General features: G+C 59.1%; 19 protein-coding genes and 1 tRNA gene. 6 read left to right on the top strand and 14 right to left on the bottom strand.

Translation table 11 applies throughout. The features are described from left to right. Positions 1-42: 42 nt before the first annotated feature. The 4 genes from rpsG to BKX98_RS01045 all read right to left on the bottom strand — a co-directional run bounded on the left by rpsG (position 43) and on the right by BKX98_RS01045 (position 8,983). The gene (gene rpsG / locus BKX98_RS01060) at positions 43-513 is read right to left on the bottom strand and encodes a 30S ribosomal protein S7 (RefSeq protein WP_038992204.1); all 471 of its coding nucleotides are present in this window, start codon (positions 511-513) and stop codon (positions 43-45) included. Next, positions 513-887, bottom strand: coding sequence for a 30S ribosomal protein S12 (rpsL, locus tag BKX98_RS01055; protein ID WP_013349694.1), 375 nt, complete (start codon positions 885-887; stop codon positions 513-515). The genes rpsG and rpsL overlap by 1 nt, the downstream gene beginning before the upstream one ends. Positions 888-1,488: 601 nt before the next feature. Continuing rightward, entirely contained in the window at positions 1,489-5,379 is a 3,891-nt protein-coding gene (locus tag BKX98_RS01050; RefSeq protein ID WP_038992206.1) for a DNA-directed RNA polymerase subunit beta', read from the bottom strand. Between the two features lie 97 nt (positions 5,380-5,476). After that, complete coding sequence (locus BKX98_RS01045) at positions 5,477-8,983, bottom strand: DNA-directed RNA polymerase subunit beta (RefSeq protein ID WP_073705896.1); 3,507 nt, start codon at positions 8,981-8,983, stop codon at positions 5,477-5,479. A 613-nt stretch (positions 8,984-9,596) separates the two neighbouring features. Here BKX98_RS01045 and BKX98_RS01040 point away from each other — a divergent pair. Continuing rightward, positions 9,597-10,094, top strand: coding sequence for an aminoacyl-tRNA deacylase (locus tag BKX98_RS01040; protein ID WP_073705895.1), 498 nt, complete (start codon positions 9,597-9,599; stop codon positions 10,092-10,094). Here BKX98_RS01040 and BKX98_RS01035 read toward each other — a convergent pair. From BKX98_RS01035 to BKX98_RS01000, 8 genes are all read right to left on the bottom strand, one after another. Beyond that, the gene (locus BKX98_RS01035) at positions 10,048-11,217 is read right to left on the bottom strand and encodes an acyltransferase (RefSeq protein ID WP_073705894.1); all 1,170 of its coding nucleotides are present in this window, start codon (positions 11,215-11,217) and stop codon (positions 10,048-10,050) included. The genes BKX98_RS01040 and BKX98_RS01035 overlap by 47 nt on opposite strands. A gap of 147 nt (positions 11,218-11,364) precedes the next feature. Beyond that, on the bottom strand, positions 11,365-11,739 hold the full coding sequence (rplL, locus tag BKX98_RS01030) for a 50S ribosomal protein L7/L12 (RefSeq protein WP_038992210.1): 375 nt from the start codon (positions 11,737-11,739) through the stop codon (positions 11,365-11,367). A 73-nt stretch (positions 11,740-11,812) separates the two neighbouring features. Beyond that, a complete protein-coding gene (gene rplJ, locus BKX98_RS01025) occupies positions 11,813-12,334 on the bottom strand; it encodes a 50S ribosomal protein L10 (protein ID WP_038992211.1) in 522 nt (173 codons plus the stop codon). Positions 12,335-12,888: 554 nt separating this feature from the next. After that, positions 12,889-13,590: a 50S ribosomal protein L1 gene (rplA, locus tag BKX98_RS01020; RefSeq protein ID WP_038992212.1), complete on the bottom strand. Its 702-nt coding sequence runs from the start codon at positions 13,588-13,590 to the stop codon at positions 12,889-12,891. A gap of 135 nt (positions 13,591-13,725) precedes the next feature. Then, entirely contained in the window at positions 13,726-14,157 is a 432-nt protein-coding gene (rplK, locus tag BKX98_RS01015; protein WP_038992213.1) for a 50S ribosomal protein L11, read from the bottom strand. Between the two features lie 129 nt (positions 14,158-14,286). Next, the gene (gene nusG, locus BKX98_RS01010) at positions 14,287-15,105 is read right to left on the bottom strand and encodes a transcription termination/antitermination protein NusG (RefSeq protein WP_038992214.1); all 819 of its coding nucleotides are present in this window, start codon (positions 15,103-15,105) and stop codon (positions 14,287-14,289) included. 71 nt (positions 15,106-15,176) lie between these two features. After that, entirely contained in the window at positions 15,177-15,425 is a 249-nt protein-coding gene (gene secE / locus BKX98_RS01005; RefSeq protein WP_038992215.1) for a preprotein translocase subunit SecE, read from the bottom strand. Positions 15,426-15,539: 114 nt separating this feature from the next. Then, positions 15,540-15,612: transfer RNA gene (locus tag BKX98_RS01000), tRNA-Trp, on the bottom strand. A gap of 268 nt (positions 15,613-15,880) precedes the next feature. On the opposite strand from BKX98_RS01000, the gene BKX98_RS00995 reads away from it, so the two are divergent. Then, positions 15,881-17,080: a pyridoxal phosphate-dependent aminotransferase gene (locus tag BKX98_RS00995; RefSeq protein ID WP_073705892.1), complete on the top strand. Its 1,200-nt coding sequence runs from the start codon at positions 15,881-15,883 to the stop codon at positions 17,078-17,080. 79 nt (positions 17,081-17,159) lie between these two features. Here the strand turns inward: BKX98_RS00995 and BKX98_RS00990 are convergent, their stop codons facing one another. Together BKX98_RS00990 and BKX98_RS00985 are read right to left on the bottom strand one after the other, a co-directional pair. Then, positions 17,160-17,828, bottom strand: a complete 669-nt coding sequence (locus BKX98_RS00990) for a response regulator transcription factor (protein WP_038992217.1) — start codon at positions 17,826-17,828, stop codon at positions 17,160-17,162. Positions 17,829-17,832: 4 nt separating this feature from the next. Continuing rightward, the gene (locus BKX98_RS00985; protein WP_066140765.1) at positions 17,833-19,062 is read right to left on the bottom strand and encodes an ATP-binding protein; all 1,230 of its coding nucleotides are present in this window, start codon (positions 19,060-19,062) and stop codon (positions 17,833-17,835) included. 150 nt (positions 19,063-19,212) lie between these two features. Here BKX98_RS00985 and BKX98_RS00980 point away from each other — a divergent pair, with 150 nt between their 5' ends. The 4 genes from BKX98_RS00980 (at position 19,213) to BKX98_RS00965 (ending at position 22,356) form a co-directional block, all read left to right on the top strand. Beyond that, positions 19,213-20,535 (top strand): PspC domain-containing protein, encoded by a 1,323-nt coding sequence (locus BKX98_RS00980; RefSeq protein WP_073705890.1) that lies wholly within the window; start codon positions 19,213-19,215, stop codon positions 20,533-20,535. 12 nt (positions 20,536-20,547) lie between these two features. Further along, the gene (locus BKX98_RS00975) at positions 20,548-20,796 is read left to right on the top strand and encodes a hypothetical protein (RefSeq protein ID WP_141356555.1); all 249 of its coding nucleotides are present in this window, start codon (positions 20,548-20,550) and stop codon (positions 20,794-20,796) included. Positions 20,797-20,830: 34 nt separating this feature from the next. Next, a complete protein-coding gene (locus tag BKX98_RS00970) occupies positions 20,831-21,073 on the top strand; it encodes a PspC domain-containing protein (RefSeq protein WP_038992221.1) in 243 nt (80 codons plus the stop codon). A 254-nt stretch (positions 21,074-21,327) separates the two neighbouring features. Beyond that, positions 21,328-22,356 (top strand): 6-phosphofructokinase, encoded by a 1,029-nt coding sequence (locus tag BKX98_RS00965; protein WP_038992222.1) that lies wholly within the window; start codon positions 21,328-21,330, stop codon positions 22,354-22,356. Positions 22,357-22,416 lie beyond the last annotated feature (60 nt).

Genomic DNA, 22,416 nt, shown 5'->3' with positions numbered 1-22,416 from the left:
ATCGCTGGGCATCGGTTGATGCCCAGCTTTTCCGAGCGGTTCTTACCAGCGGTAGTGGGCGAAGGCCTTGTTGGACTCAGCCATCTTGTGAGTGTCTTCGCGACGCTTCACAGCGGCACCCAGACCGTTCGATGCGTCCAGGATCTCGTTCATCAAACGTTCGATCATGGTCTTCTCGCGGCGAGCCTTCGAGTAGCCAACCAGCCAGCGCAGAGCCAGTGCGGTTGCACGGCCTGGCTTGACCTCAACAGGAACCTGGTAGGTAGCGCCACCGACACGGCGGGAACGAACCTCGAGGGCTGGACGGATGTTGTCCATGGCCTTCTTGAGGGTCGAAACAGCATCGGTGCCGGACTTTGCCGCGGCACCTTCGAGTGCACCATAAACAATGCGCTCTGCAGTGGACTTCTTGCCGTCTACGAGAACCTTGTTGATCAACTGGGTGACCAATGGGGAATCGAAGACTGGATCAGAAACTAGTGGGCGCTTTGGCGCCGGACCCTTACGAGGCATTACTTACCATCCTTCTTTGCACCGTAGCGGGAACGAGCCTGCTTACGATCCTTCACACCCTGGGTATCCAGAGCACCACGAACAATCTTGTAGCGGACACCTGGAAGGTCCTTCACACGACCACCGCGAACGAGCACGATGGAGTGTTCCTGCAGGTTGTGTCCGACACCTGGAATGTAAGCGGTAACTTCGACGCCACCGGCAAGGCGCACACGTGCGACCTTACGCAGAGCCGAGTTTGGCTTCTTCGGGGTGGTGGTGTACACACGGGTGCACACGCCACGGCGCATTGGGTTGCCCTTAAGGGCAGGGGCCTTGGTCTTGACGACCTTAGGCGAGCGGCCCTTGCGGACCAGCTGCTGAATAGTAGGCACTTTCGTGTCCTTCCATTGTCTAAGTTCTTCGGCAACACGACGAAAACGCCTAAGCCTAGAAAAGTTTTAGCGCTTCGCAATGTAGCTAGCTGCTTGCTTTACCGCGCACTCAGAATCAAAAGTCCCTAGGCGTGCGAAAGTGTGGCATTCGTTGCGCAACCTACCCGCAACCCGGACGGAGTCCATTTTGCCACACATAAAACAATTGATCTCAGTCTAGCATTAATCCACCGAGCCACCATGTACAGTAAGCTAACTCACCGCGAAGGCCCCGCTCGCCCTTACGCCATCGAGCCTGTTTGGGCAGTGACCACGCTATCTGCCGCAGCTGAACGCCACTGGGCCGCCAGGTGAAAACTACCTGAACCCGGCGCTGGCCACTGCTTGTTGACCACCTGCTACCGGACGCCGGTTTTATCGTCACGGTAAACCGGTAGTCAAATCATCCAGAAGATCCATCACCTGATTATCTGCGCTGCCAGCAGCCCACCACTTCTCCCCCAGTAGACGGCTGCAGTCTCGGTTAAACGCCCAATGCCTGCCCGCACAGTGTGCGGGCAGGCATTGGTTCAGGCTACCTTACGGCGTCCCGGCTTCCGGCTTAGCGGAAGTCCGAGCCGTGGTCGTAGTCGTCCATCGAGATGGCACGGAATTCAGGCGACAGCCCGCCTTCCAGTGCATCGTCGTACAGGCCGGAGGAGAAGGCCGAGGTGCCGGTGAACAAAGTTGCCTTTGCTTCATCGGTTGGCTCGACGTTGACCTGGGTGTAGCGGTCCAGACCGGTACCGGCCGGGATCAGCTTACCGATGATCACGTTCTCCTTCAGGCCGCGCAGCGGATCTTCCTTGCCTTCCATCGCGGCCTGGGTGAGGACGCGAGTGGTTTCCTGGAAGGAAGCGGCCGACAGCCACGAATCGGTGGCCAGCGAGGCCTTGGTAATGCCCATCATCTCGTCACGGCCGGCAGCAGGACGCTTGCCTTCCGAGACAGCCTTGCGGTTCGCAGCGGTGAAGCGCGAACGATCGGCCAGCTCGGCTGGAAGCAGGTCGGTGTCGCCGGACTCGATGACGGTGACGCGGCGCAGCATCTGGCGGACGATGACTTCCACGTGCTTATCGTGGATGCCTACACCCTGCGACTGGTACACATCCTGGACCTCGCGGACCAGGAACTTCTGTGCCTCACGCGGGCCGAGGACTCGAAGAACCTGCTTCGGATCCAGGGTACCGCTGGTCAGCTGGGTACCGGCAGCAATGCTTTCGCCCTCTTCAACCAGCAGGCGGGCTCGACGCAGAACCGGGTAGGCCTGCTTCTCGTCGCCGTTGTCCGGGGTGACCACAACACGCAGCTGCTTCTCGTCGTCTTCGATCGACACGCGACCGGCGACCTCGGACATCGGAGCCACACCCTTAGGGGTACGGGCTTCGAACAATTCCTGGATACGAGGCAAACCCTGGGTGATGTCGTCAGCCGATGCCACACCACCGGTGTGGAAGGTACGCATGGTCAGCTGGGTACCAGGCTCGCCGATGGACTGCGCGGCGATGATGCCCACAGCCTCGCCGATGTCCACGGTCTTGCCGCTGGCCAGCGAACGGCCGTAGCACAGCGCGCACGTTCCAACAGCCGAGTCGCAGGTCAGCACGGAGCGGACGCGGATCTCGTCCACGCCTGCAGCGTACAGCTCGTCGATCAGCACGTCTCCGACATCCGAGCCGGCGGTAGCCAGCACGTTGCCTTCGGCGTCCTTCACGTCGGCAGCCAGCGTACGGGTGTACGCCGAGTTCTCCACGGTCTCGTGCTTGACACGGATGCCGGCGGAGTTGTCCGCGATGGCAACGGTCAGGCCGCGCTTGGTGCCGCAGTCCTCTTCGCGAACGATGACATCCTGCGAAACGTCGACCAGGCGACGGGTCAGGTAGCCCGAGTTCGCGGTCTTCAGCGCGGTATCCGCCAGGCCCTTGCGGGCGCCGTGGGTAGCGATGAAGTACTCCAGAACCGACAAGCCTTCGCGGTACGAGGACTTGATCGGGCGCGGGATGATCTCGCCCTTGGGGTTGGACACCAGACCACGGATACCCGCGATCTGACGCAGCTGCAGGTAGTTACCGCGAGCCTTGGAAGTCACCATTCGGTTAATGGTGTTCAGCTCTTCCATGCCGTTCTTCATCGCCTCGGCAACCTCGTCGGTAGCCTTGGTCCAGATGTCGATCAGGTCCTGGCGGCGTTCGGTATCGGCAATCAGGCCCTTGTCGTAGGAAGCCTGGACCTTGGCGGCCTTCTCCTCGTATGGAGCAAGAATTGCGGTCTTGTCCATGTTCGAGGTGATGTCCGAGATCGCCACGGTGACACCCGAACGGGTCGACCAGTAGAAACCGGCGTCCTTCAGGTTGTCCAGGGTGGCAGCTGCAACGATCTTCGGGTAGCGCTCTGCCAAATCGTTCACGATCTCCGAAAGCGCATCCTTGCCGGCCACGGTGGCAACCCATGGGTAGTCCGCAGGCAGGGTGTCGTTGAACAGCACCTGGCCGAGCGAGGTCTCCAGCAGTGCCGGGGTACCTGGCTCCCAACCCTCAGGGGCTGGCTGGTCTGCGGAAGGAACGAAGTTCTCCACGCGGACCTTGATCGGTGCGTTCAGGTGCAGCTCGCCCAGATCCTTGGCCATGATGGCCTCGGAAACGGTGGCGAATACTCGGCCGGCGCCCTTTTCGTTTGGACGCTTGGTGGTCAAGTGGTGCAAGCCGATGATCATATCCTGCGAAGGCTGTGCCACTGGGCGGCCATCGGAAGGCTTCAAGATGTTGTGCGAGGACAGCATCAAGATGCGTGCTTCAGCCTGGGCTTCTGGGCTCAGCGGCAGGTGCACTGCCATCTGGTCGCCGTCGAAGTCGGCGTTGAACGCGCCGCAGACCAATGGGTGCAGCTGCAGGGCCTTGCCTTCGATCAGCTGTGGTTCGAAGGCCTGGATGCCCAAGCGGTGCAGGGTCGGTGCACGGTTCAGCAGTACCGGGTGCTCGGTGATGATCTCTTCAAGGACATCCCACACCTGCGGACGGTAGCGCTCAACCATGCGCTTGGCCGACTTGATGTTCTGTGCGTGGTTGAGGTCAACCAGGCGCTTCATCACGAACGGCTTGAACAGCTCCAGCGCCATCTGCTTCGGCAGGCCGCACTGGTGCAGCTTCAGCTGCGGGCCGACCACGATGACCGAACGGCCCGAGTAGTCGACGCGCTTGCCCAGCAGGTTCTGGCGGAAGCGGCCCTGCTTGCCCTTGAGCATGTCGCTCAGGGACTTCAGCGGACGGTTGCCTGGACCGGTGACCGGACGGCCGCGGCGGCCGTTGTCGAACAGCGAGTCAACAGCTTCCTGCATCATGCGCTTTTCGTTGTTCACGATGATCTCAGGCGCGCCGAGATCAAGCAGGCGCTTGAGTCGGTTGTTGCGGTTGATCACGCGGCGGTACAGGTCGTTCAGGTCCGAGGTGGCGAAACGGCCACCGTCGAGCTGGACCATTGGGCGCAGTTCTGGCGGGATCACCGGAACAGCGTCGAGGACCATGCCCTTGGGCGAGTTGCCGTTGGCCAGGAACGCGTTGACGACCTTGAGTCGCTTGAGGGCGCGGGCCTTCTTCTGGCCCTTGCCGTTCTCGATCACGGTCTTCAGCTCTTCAGCTTCGGCCGCCAGGTCGAAGTTCTCCAGGCGCTTCTGGATGGCTTCTGCACCCATGGAGCCCTCGAAGAACAGTCCGTACTTCTCACGCATGGTGCGGTACAGGCCTTCGTCGCCTTCCAGGTCGGCGACCTTCAGGTTCTTGAAGCGCTCCCAAACCGCACGCAGGCGCTCGGCCTCGGCCTTGGCGCGCTTGTCGATCTGCAGAACAGTCTTCTCGGCCAGGGTGCGTGCCTTGTTCAGCTCGGCGTTCTTGGCGCCTTCTGCTTCCATGCGCTCCAGCTCGGCTTCCAGGTCGGCTGCAACAGCCTTCTTGTCGGCTTCCGCGTTGTTCGCAAGGTTGCGCAGCTCCAGGTCGTGCTGGGCCTGCAGGTTCGGCATCTCGGCGTGACGACGTTCCTCGTTCACGCTGGTGATCATGTAGGCAGCGAAGTAGATGACCTTTTCGAGGTCCTTCGGAGCCAGATCAAGCAGGTAGCCCAAGCGCGATGGAACGCCCTTGAAGTACCAGATGTGGGTCACTGGGGCTGCAAGCTCGATGTGGCCCATGCGCTCACGGCGTACGTTCGCGCGGGTCACCTCGACGCCGCAACGCTCGCAGATGATGCCCTTGAAGCGCACGCGCTTGTACTTGCCGCAGTAGCATTCCCAGTCGCGGGAAGGGCCGAAGATCTTTTCGCAGAAAAGACCGTCCTTCTCCGGCTTCAGGGTGCGGTAGTTGATGGTTTCCGGCTTCTTGACCTCGCCGTAGCTCCAGCCACGGATTTCATCCGCGGTGGCAAGGTTGATTCGCATGAGGCCGAATGAGGAATCGCTGGACATATGGTCCTTTTCTCTCTTCTGTGGTGTCTGAAGTCGATACGAATGAGGTTGGAAATGTGCCGCCGCTGCCTGCAGGTCCTGCAGGCAGGGCGCCAGATTACACTTCCTCTACGGAGTTCGGCTCCGACCGTGAAAGGTCGATGCCCAGCTCTTCAGCGGCGCGGAACGATTCCTCGTCCGACTCACGCATTTCGATAGTGTTGCCGTCGGTACCGAGTACCTCGACGTTCAAGCACAGCGACTGCATTTCCTTGATGAGCACCTTGAACGATTCTGGAACACCAGGCTCTGGAACGTTCTCGCCCTTGACGATAGCTTCGTAGACCTTCACGCGGCCGTGGATGTCATCCGACTTGATGGTCAGGATTTCCTGCAGCGTGTAAGCGGCACCGTATGCTTCCAGTGCCCAAACTTCCATTTCACCGAAGCGCTGGCCACCGAACTGGGCCTTACCGCCCAGCGGCTGCTGGGTGATCATGGAGTATGGACCGGTGGAACGGGCGTGGATCTTGTCGTCCACCAGGTGGTGCAGCTTCAAGATGTACATGTAGCCCACGGATACCGGATCCGGCAGCGGGTCGCCGGAGCGGCCGTCGAACAGCTTCGCCTTGCCGGAGTTGCCAATCAGGCGCACGCCGTCACGGGTCTTGTTGGTCGAATCCAGGATGCCGCGAATCTCTTCTTCCGAAGCGCCATCGAAGACCGGGGTTGCCACGGTGGTGGAACCGGTTTCGCGAGGCAGGTTCGGCAGCGCGCTGACCCATTCAGGCTCGCCCTCGATCTTCCAGCCCTGCTTGGCAGCCCAGCCCAGGTGGATTTCCATGACCTGGCCGACGTTCATGCGGCCTGGAACACCCAGCGGGTTCAGGATGACATCCAGCGGGGTGCCGTCTTCGAGGAATGGCATGTCCTCCAGCGGCATGATGCGCGAGATGACGCCCTTGTTGCCGTGGCGGCCTGCAAGCTTGTCGCCAATGGAGATCTTGCGCTTCTGCGCAACGTAAACGCGGACCAGCTGGTTGACACCAGGCGACAGGTCGTCGTCGTTGTCGCGGTCGAAGATGCGCACGCCGATCACGGTGCCGGACTCGCCGTGCGGAACCTTCAGCGAGGTGTCGCGCACTTCGCGGGACTTCTCGCCGAAGATGGCACGCAGCAGGCGTTCTTCCGGGGTCAGCTCGGTCTCGCCCTTAGGGGTGACACGGCCAACCAGCACGTCGCCGGCCTCGACCTCTGCACCGATGTAGACGATGCCGCGGTCATCGAGCTGCGAGAGGATGTCTTCCGAGACATTCGGGATGTCGCGGGTGATTTCCTCGGCACCCAGCTTGGTATCGCGGGCGTCGACCTCGTGCTCTTCGATGTGGATCGAGGTGAGCACGTCGTCGAAGATCATGCGCTGGGAGAGGATGATCGCATCCTCGTAGTTGTAGCCTTCCCAGGACATGAATGCCACGAGCAGGTTCTTGCCCAGCGAGAGCTCGCCCGAGTCGGTCGACGGACCGTCGGCGATGATCGACTGGTACTCCAGGCGGTCGCCTTCCGAAACGCGCACGCGCTGGTTGTAGGCGTTGCCCTGGTTGGAGCGGGCGAACTTCATGATCGGGTACATCGACTCGGTGCCGTCATCGTTCATGACGACAACCAGGTCAGCCGAAACCTCGGTGACCACGCCAGGCTTGGATGCGACCACGGAGTCGCCGGCGTCAACTGCGGCGAACTTCTCCATGCCGGTACCCACCAGCGGGCGCTCGGACTTCAGCAGCGGCACAGCCTGGCGCTGCATGTTGGCGCCCATCAGTGCTCGGTTGGCGTCGTCGTGCTCGAGGAATGGAATCAGCGCAGTTGCAACCGACACCATCTGGCGAGGCGAAACGTCCATGAAGGTCACTTCAGCGGCGTCGACGATGACAGGCTCGCCGCCACCGCCCTTTTCGCGAACCAGTACGGTCTCTTCAACGAAGCGGCCGTTCTCATCCAGCGGCGCGTTGGCCTGCGCGATGTAGTGCTGCAGCTCGTCGTCCGCGGTCAGGTATTCGACCTCATTGGACACCAGGCCGTTGGAAACCTTGCGGTACGGGGTCTCGATGAAGCCGAAGGCGTTGATGCGGCCGTAGGTAGCCAACGAACCGATCAGGCCGATGTTCGGGCCTTCGGGGGTTTCAATCGGGCACATGCGTCCGTAGTGCGAAGGGTGCACGTCTCGGACTTCCATGCCTGCGCGGTCGCGGGACAGGCCGCCTGGGCCCAGAGCCGACAGGCGGCGCTTGTGGGTCAGGCCGGCCAGCGGGTTGTTCTGGTCCATGAACTGCGAGAGCTGCGAAGTACCGAAGAACTCCTTGATCGCAGCCACGACAGGGCGGATGTTGATCAGGGTCTGCGGTGTGATCGCCTCGACGTCCTGCGTGGTCATGCGCTCGCGCACAACACGCTCCATGCGGGACAGGCCGGTGCGGACCTGGTTCTCGATCAGTTCGCCCACGGCGCGGATGCGGCGGTTGCCGAAGTGGTCGATGTCGTCGACGTTCACAGGAATATCGACGATCTCGCCCTTGCGGGTACCCTGGACAGTCTTCTCGCCTGCGTGCAGTGCAACGAGGTAGCGGATCATGGCCACCAGGTCGTCCAGCGACAGCACCGAAGCGTTCTCGGCGTTGACCGGAGTCTCCACGCCCAGCTTGCGGTTGAGCTTGTAGCGGCCGACCTTTGCCAGGTCGTAGCGCTTTGGCTCGAAGTACATGTTCTTCAGCAGTGCCTGGGCAGCCTCAACCGTAGGAGGCTCGCCTGGACGCAGCTTGCGGTAGATGTCCAGCAGGGCTTCGTTCTGATCCTTGATGCTGTCCTTTTCCAAGGTAGCGCGCATCGAATCGTACTGGCCGAACTCGGACAGGATCTGCTCTTCGCTCCAGCCCAGGGCCTTGAGCAAGACGGTGACCGACTGCTTGCGCTTGCGGTCAAGGCGTACGCCGATCTGGTCGCGCTTGTCGATTTCCAGCTCGAACCATGCACCGCGCGATGGGATGATGCGTGCCGAGAAGATCGTCTTGTCACTGGTCTTGTCCGGCGCGGACTCGAAGTATGCGCCTGGGGAACGAACCAGCTGGGAAACAACGACACGCTCGGTGCCGTTGATGATGAAGGTGCCCTTTTCGGTCATCAGCGGGAAATCGCCCATGAACACGGTCTGCTGCTTGATTTCGCCGGTTTCATTGTTCATGAATTCGGCCTTGACATACAGCGGTGCCGCGTAGGTGGCGTCGCGGTCCTTGCACTCAGCGATCGAGTACTTTGGATCAGCGAACTCCGGATCCGAGAAGCTCAAGGACATGGTGTCCTGGAAGTCCTCGATCGGGGAGATTTCCTCGAAGATTTCTGCCAGGCCCGAGGTGTTGGGCACGCTGAAGTCGCCAGCGGCTTCTGCCTTGGCCAGGCGCTCTACCCAGTTCTGGTTGCCGACGAGGCGGTCAAAGCTCTCCGTCTGCAATGCCAGCAGGTTAGGCACTTCAAGGGGTTCGTGAATCTTTGCAAAAGAAAGTCGGCCAGCGTATGCAGCATCGCGAGCCGAACTAGCGGTTTGGTTGTTAGGGTTGCTCGAGGCGACCAAGATGGATCCTTCCAAAGACCGTCAGGTTTCCGAACGCTTACCGTGCTAAGGTTCCTGCCATAGGACAGTTCCTCTTTTTCGTCCGCACGAACCCACCGCTATATGAAGGCCGCGCGCGCAAACAGCAAGGCGCAAATTTCTACTCTACCGGAGGAAAATCCGGTTGTCGATACTCGGTGCAGAAATTCGTGCTATAGTTTTCGCCCCCATTTTCGCCTGCTCCCCCAATTCGGTGCCTCGGCGCAGTTCAGGAACGAAACCTGGCGTCATCGTTTCACGATAACCCTACGCATTTTCCCAACTGATGCCCGAGTTTGCGTGGATCCCCCAGAAAAGCAAAGGCTTGGGATTCATTGATGGCGTGATTCATATTCCGGTCATCCAGCACAGCTATGCGTTTTGTCACATCCACGTCCAATGAGTTCCGAAAGCCATCAAAATCATCGATTCCAGCCTCCCGGCGAGCGTTACTGAAAACTTTCCCGGGTCATCCCAGGACATTGGACTGCTGTTTTCCCGAGCAGGTAATAAGCGTCCACGCCGTCGTGTGTCCGGTGGCTTCTTCCATGGCCACTAGCTATGATCGAGCAAACATCCACGGATAGGAGACGAAGTGAATAAGCTGCAATCAGATGAGGCACTTACCCGAGTCACCCTCGACGCCTCGCGCAGGAACATCCCGATTGAGATTGTCCCTCGCGACAAGGTCCGTTCTCTGGAAGAGGCAGCGGACGCCATGGGCATCTCGACCTCGGCACTGCTCAAGACACTGGTGATCAAACGCGCGGATGGCACCTTCGTCTTCGCGCTCATTCCCGGTGGACGGAAACTTGATTGGGCGAAGCTTCGTGGCGTCATGGGAGTCAACAAGCTCTCGCTGCCATCCTCCGATATCGCTTGGGATGTCACGCACTACGAGAGCGGAACGATCACTCCTTTCGGCTCCCACACGGTACTGCCGGTTTACGTCGATGCCAGCGTCTTCGAAGAGCCTGTTCCAGAACAGATCGGATTGGGCAGCGGAGACCGCGCTCATGGGCTACTCGTTCGCGCCAAGGATTTGGTTAGCGGATTTGATGCCACGATTGCTGATATTTCGACTCCGGAATAACCAGCCCAGGTTTGGCAAATATTTTCTTGGTCCAGGCCTGCGCTGCAGTCAATCCCCTGATCGTTGCGTTGCGCAGCCGCAGTCCCAATGGCTGCTCGACGAAGCGCGCCACCAGGTAGGCGACGACCAGCATCAGCACCAGCACACCGGCTAGCAGGACGTACTTGTTCACGGCATCGTGCAGCTGGTTGATCAGCCACCATCCCCACAACTGGTGCACCAGGTACAACGGGTAGGTCAGGGAACCTGCCACCGCGAGCCACTTGCCCTGGACATTCTTGAGCGGGGTCAGGGTGCATGCTGCCAACAGGGCTACGCACAATACGGTCAGCAGCTGGAAATGCCAAGCGGGGATATCCAGGCCTGAGAGCAAGTCCGCGTCATTGCGCCCCTTGATGCCGGTAAAGAATGCTGCGATGGCCGTATTGGCAGCGACCATGAACCACCGCAGAAGGCTATGGCCGCTTTGATAGATCAAGAAGAGCACCATACCGGCCGCGAACAATGCCGCATACTGTCCTGCGATCCATTCCTGCAGCTTGTCCAAGCTGGTGAAATGCAGGTACAGGCCCAATGCTGGCCAAACAGCCGAAAGCACAAGGATGTGCTTGTTCTTCACGAAGCCCAAGGACAAGAGCACGGCGAGCAGCACGTAGAAACGCAACTCGACCCACAGTGTCCAGTAGACGCCGTCCATATCGGTGATGCCGAATCCAGCCTGCAACATGGTCAGGTTGGGAAGAATATCGCTGGCTGACCTGCCTTCGTTACCGGAGGGCCAGATGCGAAGGGAGAGTACTGCCGCTGCGATCACCGCGAGCCAGTACGCCGGGTAGAGCCTTCCGACGCGCGAACCGATGAAGCCAATGACGTTCTTCCCCTGGAGGGACATCAGGATCACGAAGCCCGATATCAGGAAGAACAGCTGGACGCCCAGCTGTCCATAGCGGGTGAATTCGGAAAGCACCGGCCAGAACTCGGCAGCTTGCGTTCCCCAATGATCGTGTCCCCATGCGGTGTAGTGGTAGAGCACGACAATCAGCGCAGCAGTGATTCTCAGGGCGTCTAGGAGCCCTAGGCGCGGTGCTGGCTTCTGGGTCTGGGTAGCGACGGTTTTTGGCACATTTTCACTGTAAACAATGAACTTGAATGAACCCTGTTAATAGAAACGTTATAAAACTATTGGTATCAATTTCCCAGCTTAACGGCCAAAGGCCCACAGACTTTCGTCTGTGGACCTTTGGCAATAAGTTGCGAGTGACCGCTGAACTTACTTAACGGTGACGGTTGCGCCGGCAGCTTCCAGAGCTTCCTTAGCCTTCTCGGCTGCGTCCTTGGCAACGCCTTCCAGCAGAGCCTTTGGAGCGCCGTCAACGAGCTCCTTAGCTTCCTTCAGACCCAGGGAGGTGATGCCGCGAACTTCCTTGATGACTGCGATCTTCTTGTCGCCAGCCGATTCGAGGATTACGTCGAATTCGGTCTTCTCTTCAGCAGCAGCTTCGCCGCCGGCAGCTGGACCAGCAACTGCAACAGCAGCAGCGGTTACGTCGAAGGTCTCTTCGAATTCCTTAACGAACTCGGACAGTTCGATGATGGTCATTTCCTTGAATGCGGAAAGCAGCTCTTCGTTGCTGAGCTTCGCCATGATGGGCGTCCTTTCGGTTTTTGGCCTTGAGGGCCGATGAATTTGGGTTTACGTTGCGAGAGAACTCGAAAGCTTAGGCTTCTGCCGGAGCTTCCTCGGCAGCTTCGCCACCGTTCTCTTCGAGCTTTGCACGCAGAGCTTCGACAGCGCGGGCAGCAGCGGAAGCTGGAGCCTGCAGCACTGCTGCAACGCGGGCGAGCTGAGTTTCGCGGGATTCCAGCGCAGCCAGAGCAGCGATGCCGCTCTGATCCAGTGCCTTGCCTTCGAACCAACCGGTCTTGATGACCAGCTTGTCGTTAGTCTTGGCGAATTCCGTGAGGCTCTTAGCGGCAGCAACTGCGTCGCCCTTGATGAAGGCGATTGCGGTTGGACCAGAAAGCTGCTCATCGAAAGCATCGATGCCAGCGTTCTTCGCTGCGATTGCGGTCAAGGTGTTCTTCACGACTGCGTACTTGGTCTCCTGACCAAGCGAGCGGCGCAGATCCTTGAGCTGTGCAACGGTAAGCCCACGGTATTCGGTCAAGACAGCCGCCGACGAATCGTTGAATTCCGCAGTGATTTCTTCAATCGCTGCAGTCTTGCTTGGGGTTGCCATAACACTCCTTCCGGGGATTTGTTCGGTACCGTTTCAAAACCGGCGAGGCCATAAAAATAGCCCCGCGCAGGAGCACAGGGCGTTTCAACTTATTCAAAGTCAAAAAATCTATGTAACCTGCGTTGGTCATCCTTGCGGATCCTTAGGAACAAATGGAAACCAGATGTTCAACCGACGGTCTTCGGTAGTTCCAGTTTATAGGAGCAGTCGACGCGACAGCAAATCAATGCCGGAAGCATCCCCATGATCCTGGTCACTGGGAAGATAAAAATTAGAATGGCGGGACTCGTTTGCCCGCGCTTGGGGAACGCTGGCAACAAGCCCCGCCGACATGAAAGTCTTGGGGAAACTTTCGTGCCTCGCCCGCGTAGGGCCTTGGGGGATCCATACGCGGACGACCGAATACTCGGTAGTCAAAGCTTATCACCGGCGGCCGCCCGGCATGAAACGCAGACATGCTTTCGTGTGCCGGCAGCGAAGGAATTTATTGGCTTAAAAGTTGAGGGAGCATGCCGAATTTCGACATGCTCCCTCAAACTAGCTAACTACTAGGCTTAGGCCTCAACGCGGGTTACGTTCGCGTCAACAGGAATACCTGGACCGAAGGTGGTAGCGATGGTTGCCTTAGAGATGTAGCGGCCCTTCGAAGCCGAAGGCTTCAGGCGCAGAACCTCGTCCAGGGCTGCTGCGTAGTTCTCGGTCAGCTGCTTTGCATCGAACGAAACCTTGCCAATGATGAAGTGCAGGTTCGAGTGCTTGTCGACGCGGAAGTCGATCTTGCCGCCCTTGATGTCGGTGACAGCCTTGGCCACGTCCATGGTCACGGTGCCGGTCTTAGGGTTTGGCATCAGGTTACGAGGACCCAGAACTTTACCCAAGCGGCCAACCTTGCCCATCAGGTCAGGGGTTGCAACTGCTGCGTCGAAGTCGGTCCAGCCGCCCTGGATCTTTTCGATCAGGTCGTCCGAGCCAACAAAGTCGGCGCCAGCTTCACGAGCTGCTTCTGCCTTGTCGCCGTTAGCGAAAACAACCACGCGGGCGGTCTTGCCGGTGCCGTGTGGAAGGTTCACGGTACCGCGAACCATCTGGTCAGCCTTGCGTGGGTCAACACCCAAGCGGAAAGCAACCTCAACGGTCGAGTTTGCCTTGTCGCCTGCGATCTCCTTGGCCAGGGCGATTGCCTCGGCTGGAGCGTAGAACTTGTCCGCGTCGATCTTAGCCGCGGCGGCTACGTATGCTTTGCTGCGCTTTGCCATCTGCGTTATCTCCTTATGCAGTCGTGGTCATATGGACCGCGCCCGGTCCTGCCACGGGCGAATCGATCAACGGATCGAAACGCCTTAGATTAAATTCTTTGTTGCTGTTCACGAGGTGAATAGCGGAAGGCGCAATTAGCCTTCTACGGTCACACCCATGGAGCGGGCGGTGCCGGCGATGATCTTGGCTGCAGCAGCCAGATCGTTGGCGTTCAGGTCAGCCATCTTGGAGCTGGCGATTTCCTCGACCTGTGCCTGGGTCAGGTTGGCGACCTTGTTGGTGTGCGGGACACCCGAGCCCTTGGCGATGCCAGCGGCCTTCTTGATCAGCTCAGCTGCAGGCGGAGTCTTGGTGATGAAAGTGAACGAACGGTCTTCGTATACGGTGATTTCAACTGGAATCACGTTACCGCGCTGCGACTCGGTCGCTGCGTTGTAAGCCTTGCAGAATTCCATGATGTTGACGCCGTGCTGACCAAGGGCTGGACCGATTGGAGGAGCTGGGTTAGCAGCACCTGCCTGGATCTGCAGCTTGATGAGTCCGGTGACCTTTTTCTTTGGGGCCATGTCGGGTCCTTCTACTCTTGCGTTTCCCGCAGCACAGGAGCGTGGTACGGGGATCTGGCTGTCGTGGCGCGACAGCCAACCGTGCTCTCACATCGATAAGCGACCGATATGGAGCACGAAGACTTAATACTACTGGATCTTGGTGACCTGGTTGAAGTTCAGGGTCACTGGGGTTTCGCGTTCGAAGATCGAAACCAGCACGACCAGCTGAGCGGCATCCAGCTTGATTTCCGAGATGGTTGCCGGCATCGTCTCGAACGGTCCGTCGTTCACGATGACCGATTCGCCAACTTCGAAATCAACCGTGACCTCAGTAATTGGAGCACGGCCTGGCTTCGAAGCCGACGGCTGCTCTACCGGATCAACGATGGTGTGCTCCAGCATGGAGAACACTTCATCAAGGTTCAATGGGTTTGGATCGTGGGCGTTGCCAACGAATCCGGTGACACCTGGAGTGTGGCGAACAACACCCCACGAAGCGTCGGTCAGTTCCATGCGAACCAGGACGTAGCCCGGAATGCGCACGCGACGAACGATCTTGCGCTGGGTGTTCTTGACCTCAACGACCTCTTCCATTGGAACCTGGATGTCAAAGATGTACTCATCCATGTCCTGGGTCTGGATACGGGTCTCGAGGTTGACCTTCACGCGGTTTTCATAGCCAGCGTAGGTGTGGATCACAAACCAGTCACCCGGAAGGCGACGGAGCTTAGCGCGGAATTCTTCCTTGAGCTTTGCTACGTTGTCTTCAGCTTCGGCTTCGTTGTCGTCGCCTTCAGCTTCTTCAGCTGCGCCTTCGGAAACCTGAGCGTCTTCAGCGTCCTGTGCTGGTGCTTCGGTTGGGTCGATGCCAGCTTCAACAGCTGGCTCTACCTGATCGCCGGCGGCTTCAACGAACTCGTTATCGACCTCGTCATTAATCTGCGGTTCGAGTTCCTTGTCGGACACTGCAGCTCCTGCTTTCTTTGACTGAATGACACTAAATTGCCTCGGGGTAATCATACCGCCGAGGCAAAAAATTACTGTTCTACCTTGTTGGTGAACAGGAGGATCGACCCCTGCCCGAAGACGAAGTCCAGGGCCGTCACGATCAGCATCACCACGACTACGAAACCGACAACAACCAGGAAGTAATTCACCAGTTCGCTGCGGGTCGGGGTGACGACCTTTTTAAGTTCTGCGATTACCTGACGGAAAAACAAGAAGATCCGGGCAAAGAAACCCAACTTCTGTCCACCCTTACCGGAGCTGAGAGCAGATTCGGTCATGTTCTTCCTCGTTTCAAAAATTTGGCCAGTTGAAACAATCACGGTGTGCCATAGTCTATTCGACTGCAACACACCGTGATGAGATAATTCGCTAAGCGATAAATCGCTATTGCGCAGGGCAGACAGGACTCGAACCTGCAACCTGCGGTTTTGGAGACCGCTGCGCTACCAATTGCGCCACTACCCTTCGGAGCTTTTTACCGCTCCCACCTAGAACATCTTAGCGGATAAAACTTCCTGCTTTGTCCGTTGCGATGTCTCGGCAACGAGAAATAACTTTACGCAACGAAATCGGAAATGTCGAACTGACAACCTCCGGTGTGGCGCAGAACGCATTCCCGGACCCCGATCTGCACCTTATTGTGTCATTTTCAAGATTGTGATGCTGAAGTGCAGGGTCGCAAACTAAACTGAGGTGTAACAGCTGTCCCCATAGATTTCAGGACGAATCCCCAATGTCTCGCATTTCTCGCCGCATCGGCGCAATTTCCGAATCCGCGACTCTCGCAGTAGATGCCAAGGCGAAGGCTCTTAAAGCAGCAGGTCGACCAGTCATCGGTTTCGGTGCCGGTGAACCTGACTTCCCAACCCCTGACTACATTGTTGAAGCAGCAGTCAAGGCCGCCAAGGATCCGAAGAACCACCGGTACTCCCCTGCTGCCGGTCTTCCCGAGCTGCGCGAAGCAATCGCCACGAAGACCATGCGCGATTCGGGCTACGCATTGAACGCCAACCAGGTTCTGGTCACCAACGGCGGCAAGCAGGCGGTGTACAACACGTTTGCCACGCTGCTTGATCCAGGCGACGAGGTCATCGTTCCAGCGCCGTTCTGGACCACCTATCCTGAAGCCATCCAGCTTGCCGGAGGCAAGGCTGTATCGATCTTCGCCGGGCCAGAGCAGGGCTACAAGGTGACCGTTGAACAGCTTGAGTCCGTGCTGACCGAACGTACCAAGGTGCTGCTGTTCGTTTCCCCATCGAACCCGACCGGTGCGGTGTACACCCCAGAGCAGGTCCGCGAGATCGGCCAGTGGGCCGCATCCAAGGGCCTGTGGGTCGTTACCGATGAAATCTACGAGCACTTGACCTACGGCGATGCCTCTTTCAGCTCCATCGCGACCTTGGTCCCGGAGCTCGAAGATCGAGTTGTCATTCTCAACGGCGTCGCAAAGACCTACGCCATGACCGGCTGGCGCGTGGGTTGGATGGCAGGTCCACTGGATGTCATCAAGGCGGCCACCAACCTGCAGTCCCACGCGACCTCGAATGTTTCCAACGTCTCGCAGCGCGCCGCCTTGGCAGCCGTGGCCGGGCCGCTGGATGCAGTCAACGAAATGAAGGTCGCCTTCAACCGCCGCCGGCTGGCCATCGTCGAGTCGCTGAACGCAATTGACGGTCTGCACTGCCCAACCCCCGAGGGCGCGTTCTACGCCTATTCGGACGTGCGCGGACTGCTGGGTCGAGAGATCCGCGGAGTTGTGAACAACACCAGTGCAGAACTGGCGGCCTTCATCCTGGAGCACGCCGAAGTTGCCGTCGTTCCAGGTGAAGCGTTCGGCCCGTCCGGATACATCCGCATGTCCTATGCGCTCGGTGATGCAGACCTTGAAGAAGGCGTCGCGCGGATGGCCAAGCTGCTGGGCGAAGCCAAGTAAGCGAGAGTCACCACGCAAGAAGCCGGGGAATCCACCACGATCATGGATTTCCCGGCTTCATTGTTTTCCCCAGTGCTGCTCAGAATATCTTGCGGTCAACAGCCCAACGGGTGAGCTCATGCCGGTTTGATAGCTGGAGTTTGCGCAGCACATTTGAGACATGGGATTCTACGGTCTTCACCGAGATGAACAGCTCCTTGGCGACTTCCTTATAGCTGTATCCGCGGGCGATCAGCCGCATGACCTGCAATTCGCGGTCGGACAGCAGATCGAGTTCTTCATCAATTTCCGCCACCGGCGCGCTGCTGCCAAAGGCGTCCAAGACGAACCCGGCCAAGCGTGGCGAGAACACGGCGTCTCCCCCGGCCACGCGCCGCACCGCATCAGAAATCTCCGCCCCGGAAATGCTCTTGGTGACGTACCCGCGGGCACCGGAACGAATAACCGTCACGACGTCCTGCGCCGCGTCGGAAACGCTCAATGCCAGAAAGCGCGTTGATCCCAGCAACCCGGTGCAGCCCTTGAGCACTTCGGCCCCGCCGCCGCCACGGCCGCCGGGCAGATGCACGTCCAATAGCACCACATCCGGCTGCTGCGCACTGATCACCTCAATGGCGTCTTCCACGGTGCCGGCTTCGCCGACAATCTCGATATCCTGGGCCAAATCGGCACGTAATCCGGAGCGGAAGATGGCATGGTCATCCACCAGCACTACTCGGTACAGCCCGGAGGCGTTTTCTGCGCTCATATTCCTATTCTTCCTCCATGTCCAATGGCATGCTCAGCTGCACTTCAGTTCCGGATGCGCCGCTGCGGATCTGCGCCGTGCCGCCTGCGCGTTCCATGCGGCCAATGATTGATTCCCTGATGCCGTGACGATCCGCCGGTATTCCTTCGATGTCAAAACCGGTGCCGCGGTCGCGCACATACACTTCTACTTGCGCGGCCGAGCATTCGATGAAAACTGAAATCTTGCCATCAGCATGCTTGGCCGCGTTCATCATGGCCTCGCGGCTAGCGGCCACCAGTGCCTGCTGTCCGGCAAAGCCCTGCGCATTGCCTACCGAAACGACTTCAACATCGCGCAAGAGCAACTGTTCAATGTGGCTTGCCTCGTGCTGAATCTCAACGATGACATCTTCGTCATCAAGGTCGTGGTTGCCATACAGCCATTGGCGCAGTTCACGTTCCTGGACACGTGCCAGGGTCCTCACCGCAGCCGGGTCTTCACTGCGTTTTTGAATCACCGCCAAGGTTTGCAAAACCGAATCATGCAGGTGAGCGGCGAACTCGGCTCGTTGGGCCGCAGCCTGTCGAGAGCTTCGTTCAGCGATGAAATCCCGCCATAGCCGGGTGCCCCAAGGAAGCAAGACAACGGTCGCGCCGACGATAATCGCCAAAGCCGCCCACAGGCCGCCGAGCAGGTCCGCGGCACCGACAATGTTTCCCAGCAAGGCCAGCAGCCCGCCGATAACCAGGACCAGCCCAAAGGCCAAGCGCAGCAGCAACGGCAGTGCCAGACGTTTCCTGCCCTCGGTGATTCCCTCATCGAATTGGATCCAGGCCAGCACAATGCCAGCAATAATGGACAAGGAAGGCCAGATCAGATCCCAGCGGATATTCCAGCCGGTCCATTGCCCGAAGGCCAGGACGGCGAGCGCCAGCAAGCCCGCACCGATTAGCGTGTCACGCCAGGTGGAGTTCCTTTCCCACCCTTCGCGTGGCCGGAAAATGCCTTGCTGCACTCGGTTCATCTCTTCAGCAAGGCTGCGAGACCTGGTGCCCCAGGAGCGGAGCTCGTCCGCGTGCGCTTCTTCTGCGCTCGGGACGAATACCCAGAGCCAGGCATAGAGCAGTATGCCGACGCCGCCTAAAACGGACAGTCCCAGAAACCCCAGCCGGACGTACTTCAGCGGCAGATTCAGATGCTCCGCGAGGCCGCCGCAGACACCAGCAACGAGCCGGTTTTCGCTGCGAACCATCAAACGTCGTTCAGGACTTTCCATGGTTCTAAGTCAAGCACGTTCTTGGCGATTCTTCGCGGTTGATCACCGGATCTAGGGGCACCCCTAGGGGAAGTTCAGGGTATCCCCTCATAGCGCTGGACCCCGGCAACGCGAGAACATTGAACTATGAATAACGAAGGGTCTCAACGTCGTCGCGGCATATACGAACAGCTGCGCAAATCACCGGTCACCCGCCAGGACTCGCAGTGGCTCGGCGGCGTCGCAACTGGCGTGGCCGATTATTTCAAGGTCGATGTGGTCCTGATCCGCGGCATCTTCGTGGTGCTCGGTGTCCTCGGCGGCTTGGGCATGGTGCTCTACGGTCTGGCTTGGGCATTGCTGCCTGATGCCGCTGGAAAGATGCATCTGGAAAGTGCAGTGAATCGCAACTGGACCAGCGGCATGACCGGCGCAGTCATCATCTTTGCGTTTGGCATCTTCCCGGCTCCCTGGTTCCTGGATTCGCTGGCACCGATCTTATGGCCCGTGGCAATTGTCGCGGCCATCGCATTCATCATCTTCAGCAGGAAAAACACCCGATTTGCGCGGCCGGACGGGGCCCGAAAGACGGCGCCAACCGGTACTAGTCCTGCCGCCTCGCCCAAGCCTGCCAGCAAGACCACGGCGCTGGAGCATCCATGGCGTGGAGATGGCACCCAGAGTTTCAATGCAAGCGCGGTGAACCGGTTCGCGGCCGGTAATCCAGATGCGCCAACCAAGGAGCACCCCATGAGTTCAGATGATTCTGGCCCCACACGCCAGCACGAGAATAGCTACTCACCAGATCCTGCATACACCAAGGCCTACAACCCCAAGGTGAATCGCAAGACGGTCAGCCACCCGATTCCGGGATGGCTCGGAACGACCGTCTTCGGCCTCACCGTGCTGGTGATCGCTGTGGTCATGCTGGCCGATTACTTGGATATCGTTGCTTTGCCTGGTTCGGGCTGGACGGTGGCCTTGGCTTGCGGACTGCTGCTGGTTGGGCTCGTCATAGTCCTGGCCGCCCTTTCCGGGCGCACCAGTGGAGGCCTCTTGGGCTTGGCAATTCCTCTGCTGGTGTTGACGGTGATCTTCTCTGTAACGTCCTTCGGTGATTCAACCCGCGGGTTCGTTCGCTCGGCAACCGGAGACGACAGCCAGTACAGTGCAGCATTCAGCAGCTCCACGGTAGACCTGACCCATTTGGGCACGATTACCAAGCCCACTACGGTAGAGATCGACTCCGTATTTTCCAAGCTGGACCTGCTCCTGCCGGAGAATGTTCCGGTGAAGGTACAAACCGAAGGCGCGTTCCTATCCGGCATGGACTTGGAGCTGCCTCAGGATCTGCGGACCTTGCCCGGCGATGCACCAACGCTGACCGTTGAAGTCGACGGCGCTTTTTCCTCCTTCTCCACCAGCGTCGATACTCCCACCATCCTGAACCCCAGCAACAAGGATTTCTAAGGACTGAGCTTCATGAATTCTTCTTCCACTCCAGCTAGAAAATTCCCTACCGGAACCTTGGTCTTCGGGCTGATCATGATCGTTGTCGCCCTGGCATCGCTCAGCCGACTGGTTCTGCAATGGAGTTTCGACATGCCGTTGTTCTTCATCACCATCGTCGCGTTGGCTGGTGTTGCCATGATCTTCTCCGGTCTGGCCGCGGCCGGCAAGGCCCGGAAATCCGCAGCTGAACCACCTCTGCCCACGGACCCCAACCTCTAAGTTTCCACGCTTTCCAACTATTAGGAGTTATCTGATGGACGCATTCTTCAACTCGCTTCGTTCCATGCCGCTTCGCCGCGGACCAGGCCGCTTGGCCGGCGGCGTCGCCGGAGGCATTGCCGACAAGTTCGGATGGGATGTCACCTTGGTGCGCATTGCGCTGCTGCTTTCGTTCCTGCTCCCGGTCATGGGCATTGCCGCATATATTCTGGCGTGGATCCTGATCCCGGCACAGGACAACACCATCATCTTGCAGAACTGGCTGCGCAAATTCTAAGTTCTGGTCCCGACCGGCCAACTCGGCGAACGAGGCTTGGCGCCATGATCCGGCTAGGGCGGGTCTCACGCACATCCGTGACGTGAGACTCGCCCTAGTGGCTTTAAGCACGTACAATGGCACGCAGAGTAGATGCTCAATGGCGCGCGGATATTGAATGACATCCGAATGGAAATCCTTATTGTCGCAGCTATATCGGGAGCCTGCTTGCTCCAGCTGCTGCACAAGGCTTTCCCTTTACTAAGCGAGGGCCAATGCGCATTGGAATCATGACCTCGGGCGGCGACTGCCCAGGTTTGAACGCTGTTATCCGCGGAGCGGTACTGAACGGCATCAAAAGCTACGATTACGAGTTCGTCGGTTTCCGCGACGGCTGGCGTGGCGTCAAGGAAGGCGACTACTTTGATCTTCCCCGAACCGCTGTGCGCGGCATCGCCAAGCAGGGCGGCACCATCTTAGGCACCTCGCGCACGAATGCGTTCGAGGGTGATCTCGGTGGCGCCGAGAACATTTCCAAAGTCCTCAAGTCCAATGGCATCGATTCGCTGATCGCCATCGGCGGCGAAGGCACGCTCGCCGGCGCCCAGCGCCTCTGCGAGGCGGGCCTGCCTATCGTTGGCGTCCCCAAGACCATTGACAATGACCTGGACGCCACGGACTACACCTTCGGTTTCGATACCGCCAACCAGATCGCCGTCGAAGCCATTGACCGCCTGCGCACCACCGGCGACTCGCACCACCGCTGCATGGTCGCTGAAGTGATGGGCCGGCACGTGGGCTGGATTGCCCTGCACGCGGGCATGGCATCCGGTGCGCACGCCGTACTCATCCCGGAGGTATCCACCACCATGGAGCAGATCTGCCAGTGGGTGAACGAAGCCCATGAACGCGGACGCGCCCCATTGGTGGTTGTCGCCGAAGGCTTCGTGCCCGAAGGCATGGAAGAGGCCTTCTCGGTACGCGGCCTCGACTCCTTCGGCCGTGCTCGCCTTGGCGGCATTGGCGAGATGCTCGCGCCAGTGATCGAGGAACGTACCGGCATTGAAACGCGTGCAACGGTGCTGGGGCATATTCAGCGTGGCGGCGTGCCTACGGCTTTCGACCGTGTCCTTGCCACCCGTTTGGGAATGGCAGCTGTGGATTCCATTCACGCCGAGGCATGGGGAACCATGGTGGCATTGCACGGCACCAAGGTGCTGCGCGTGCCTCTGCGGGCCGCCTTGAACAACCTCAAGCGCGTGCCCATGGAACGCTACGAAGAAGCCGCTGTGCTCTTCGGCTGATCCTGGAGACGCAACAAGGGCGTGGGGTGAAATGCCTTGGAAAGCATTTCACCCCACGCC

The sequence above is a fragment of the Glutamicibacter sp. 0426 genome, from assembly GCF_001906485.1.
GTDB lineage: Bacteria > Actinomycetota > Actinomycetes > Actinomycetales > Micrococcaceae > Glutamicibacter > Glutamicibacter nicotianae.
The sequence above is the reverse complement of the archived record's forward strand: the minus strand, read 5'-3'. Positions and strand labels throughout refer to the sequence as shown.

Coding starts and splice junctions, on each gene's coding strand:
- BKX98_RS01050 (WP_038992206.1), bottom strand. CDS start 5,379: ATGTCCAGCGATTCCTCATTCGGCCTCATGCGAATCAACCTTGCCACC.
- BKX98_RS00980 (WP_073705890.1), top strand. CDS start 19,213: ATGAATAACGAAGGGTCTCAACGTCGTCGCGGCATATACGAACAGCTG.
- rpsG (WP_038992204.1), bottom strand. CDS start 513: ATGCCTCGTAAGGGTCCGGCGCCAAAGCGCCCACTAGTTTCTGATCCA.
- rplJ (WP_038992211.1), bottom strand. CDS start 12,334: ATGGCAACCCCAAGCAAGACTGCAGCGATTGAAGAAATCACTGCGGAA.
- rplA (WP_038992212.1), bottom strand. CDS start 13,590: ATGGCAAAGCGCAGCAAAGCATACGTAGCCGCCGCGGCTAAGATCGAC.
- BKX98_RS00985 (WP_066140765.1), bottom strand. CDS start 19,062: ATGGTTCGCAGCGAAAACCGGCTCGTTGCTGGTGTCTGCGGCGGCCTC.
- rplK (WP_038992213.1), bottom strand. CDS start 14,157: ATGGCCCCAAAGAAAAAGGTCACCGGACTCATCAAGCTGCAGATCCAG.
- BKX98_RS00990 (WP_038992217.1), bottom strand. CDS start 17,828: ATGAGCGCAGAAAACGCCTCCGGGCTGTACCGAGTAGTGCTGGTGGAT.
- secE (WP_038992215.1), bottom strand. CDS start 15,425: ATGACCGAATCTGCTCTCAGCTCCGGTAAGGGTGGACAGAAGTTGGGT.
- BKX98_RS00975 (WP_141356555.1), top strand. CDS start 20,548: ATGAATTCTTCTTCCACTCCAGCTAGAAAATTCCCTACCGGAACCTTG.
- BKX98_RS00970 (WP_038992221.1), top strand. CDS start 20,831: ATGGACGCATTCTTCAACTCGCTTCGTTCCATGCCGCTTCGCCGCGGA.
- BKX98_RS00965 (WP_038992222.1), top strand. CDS start 21,328: ATGCGCATTGGAATCATGACCTCGGGCGGCGACTGCCCAGGTTTGAAC.
- rplL (WP_038992210.1), bottom strand. CDS start 11,739: ATGGCGAAGCTCAGCAACGAAGAGCTGCTTTCCGCATTCAAGGAAATG.
- BKX98_RS00995 (WP_073705892.1), top strand. CDS start 15,881: ATGTCTCGCATTTCTCGCCGCATCGGCGCAATTTCCGAATCCGCGACT.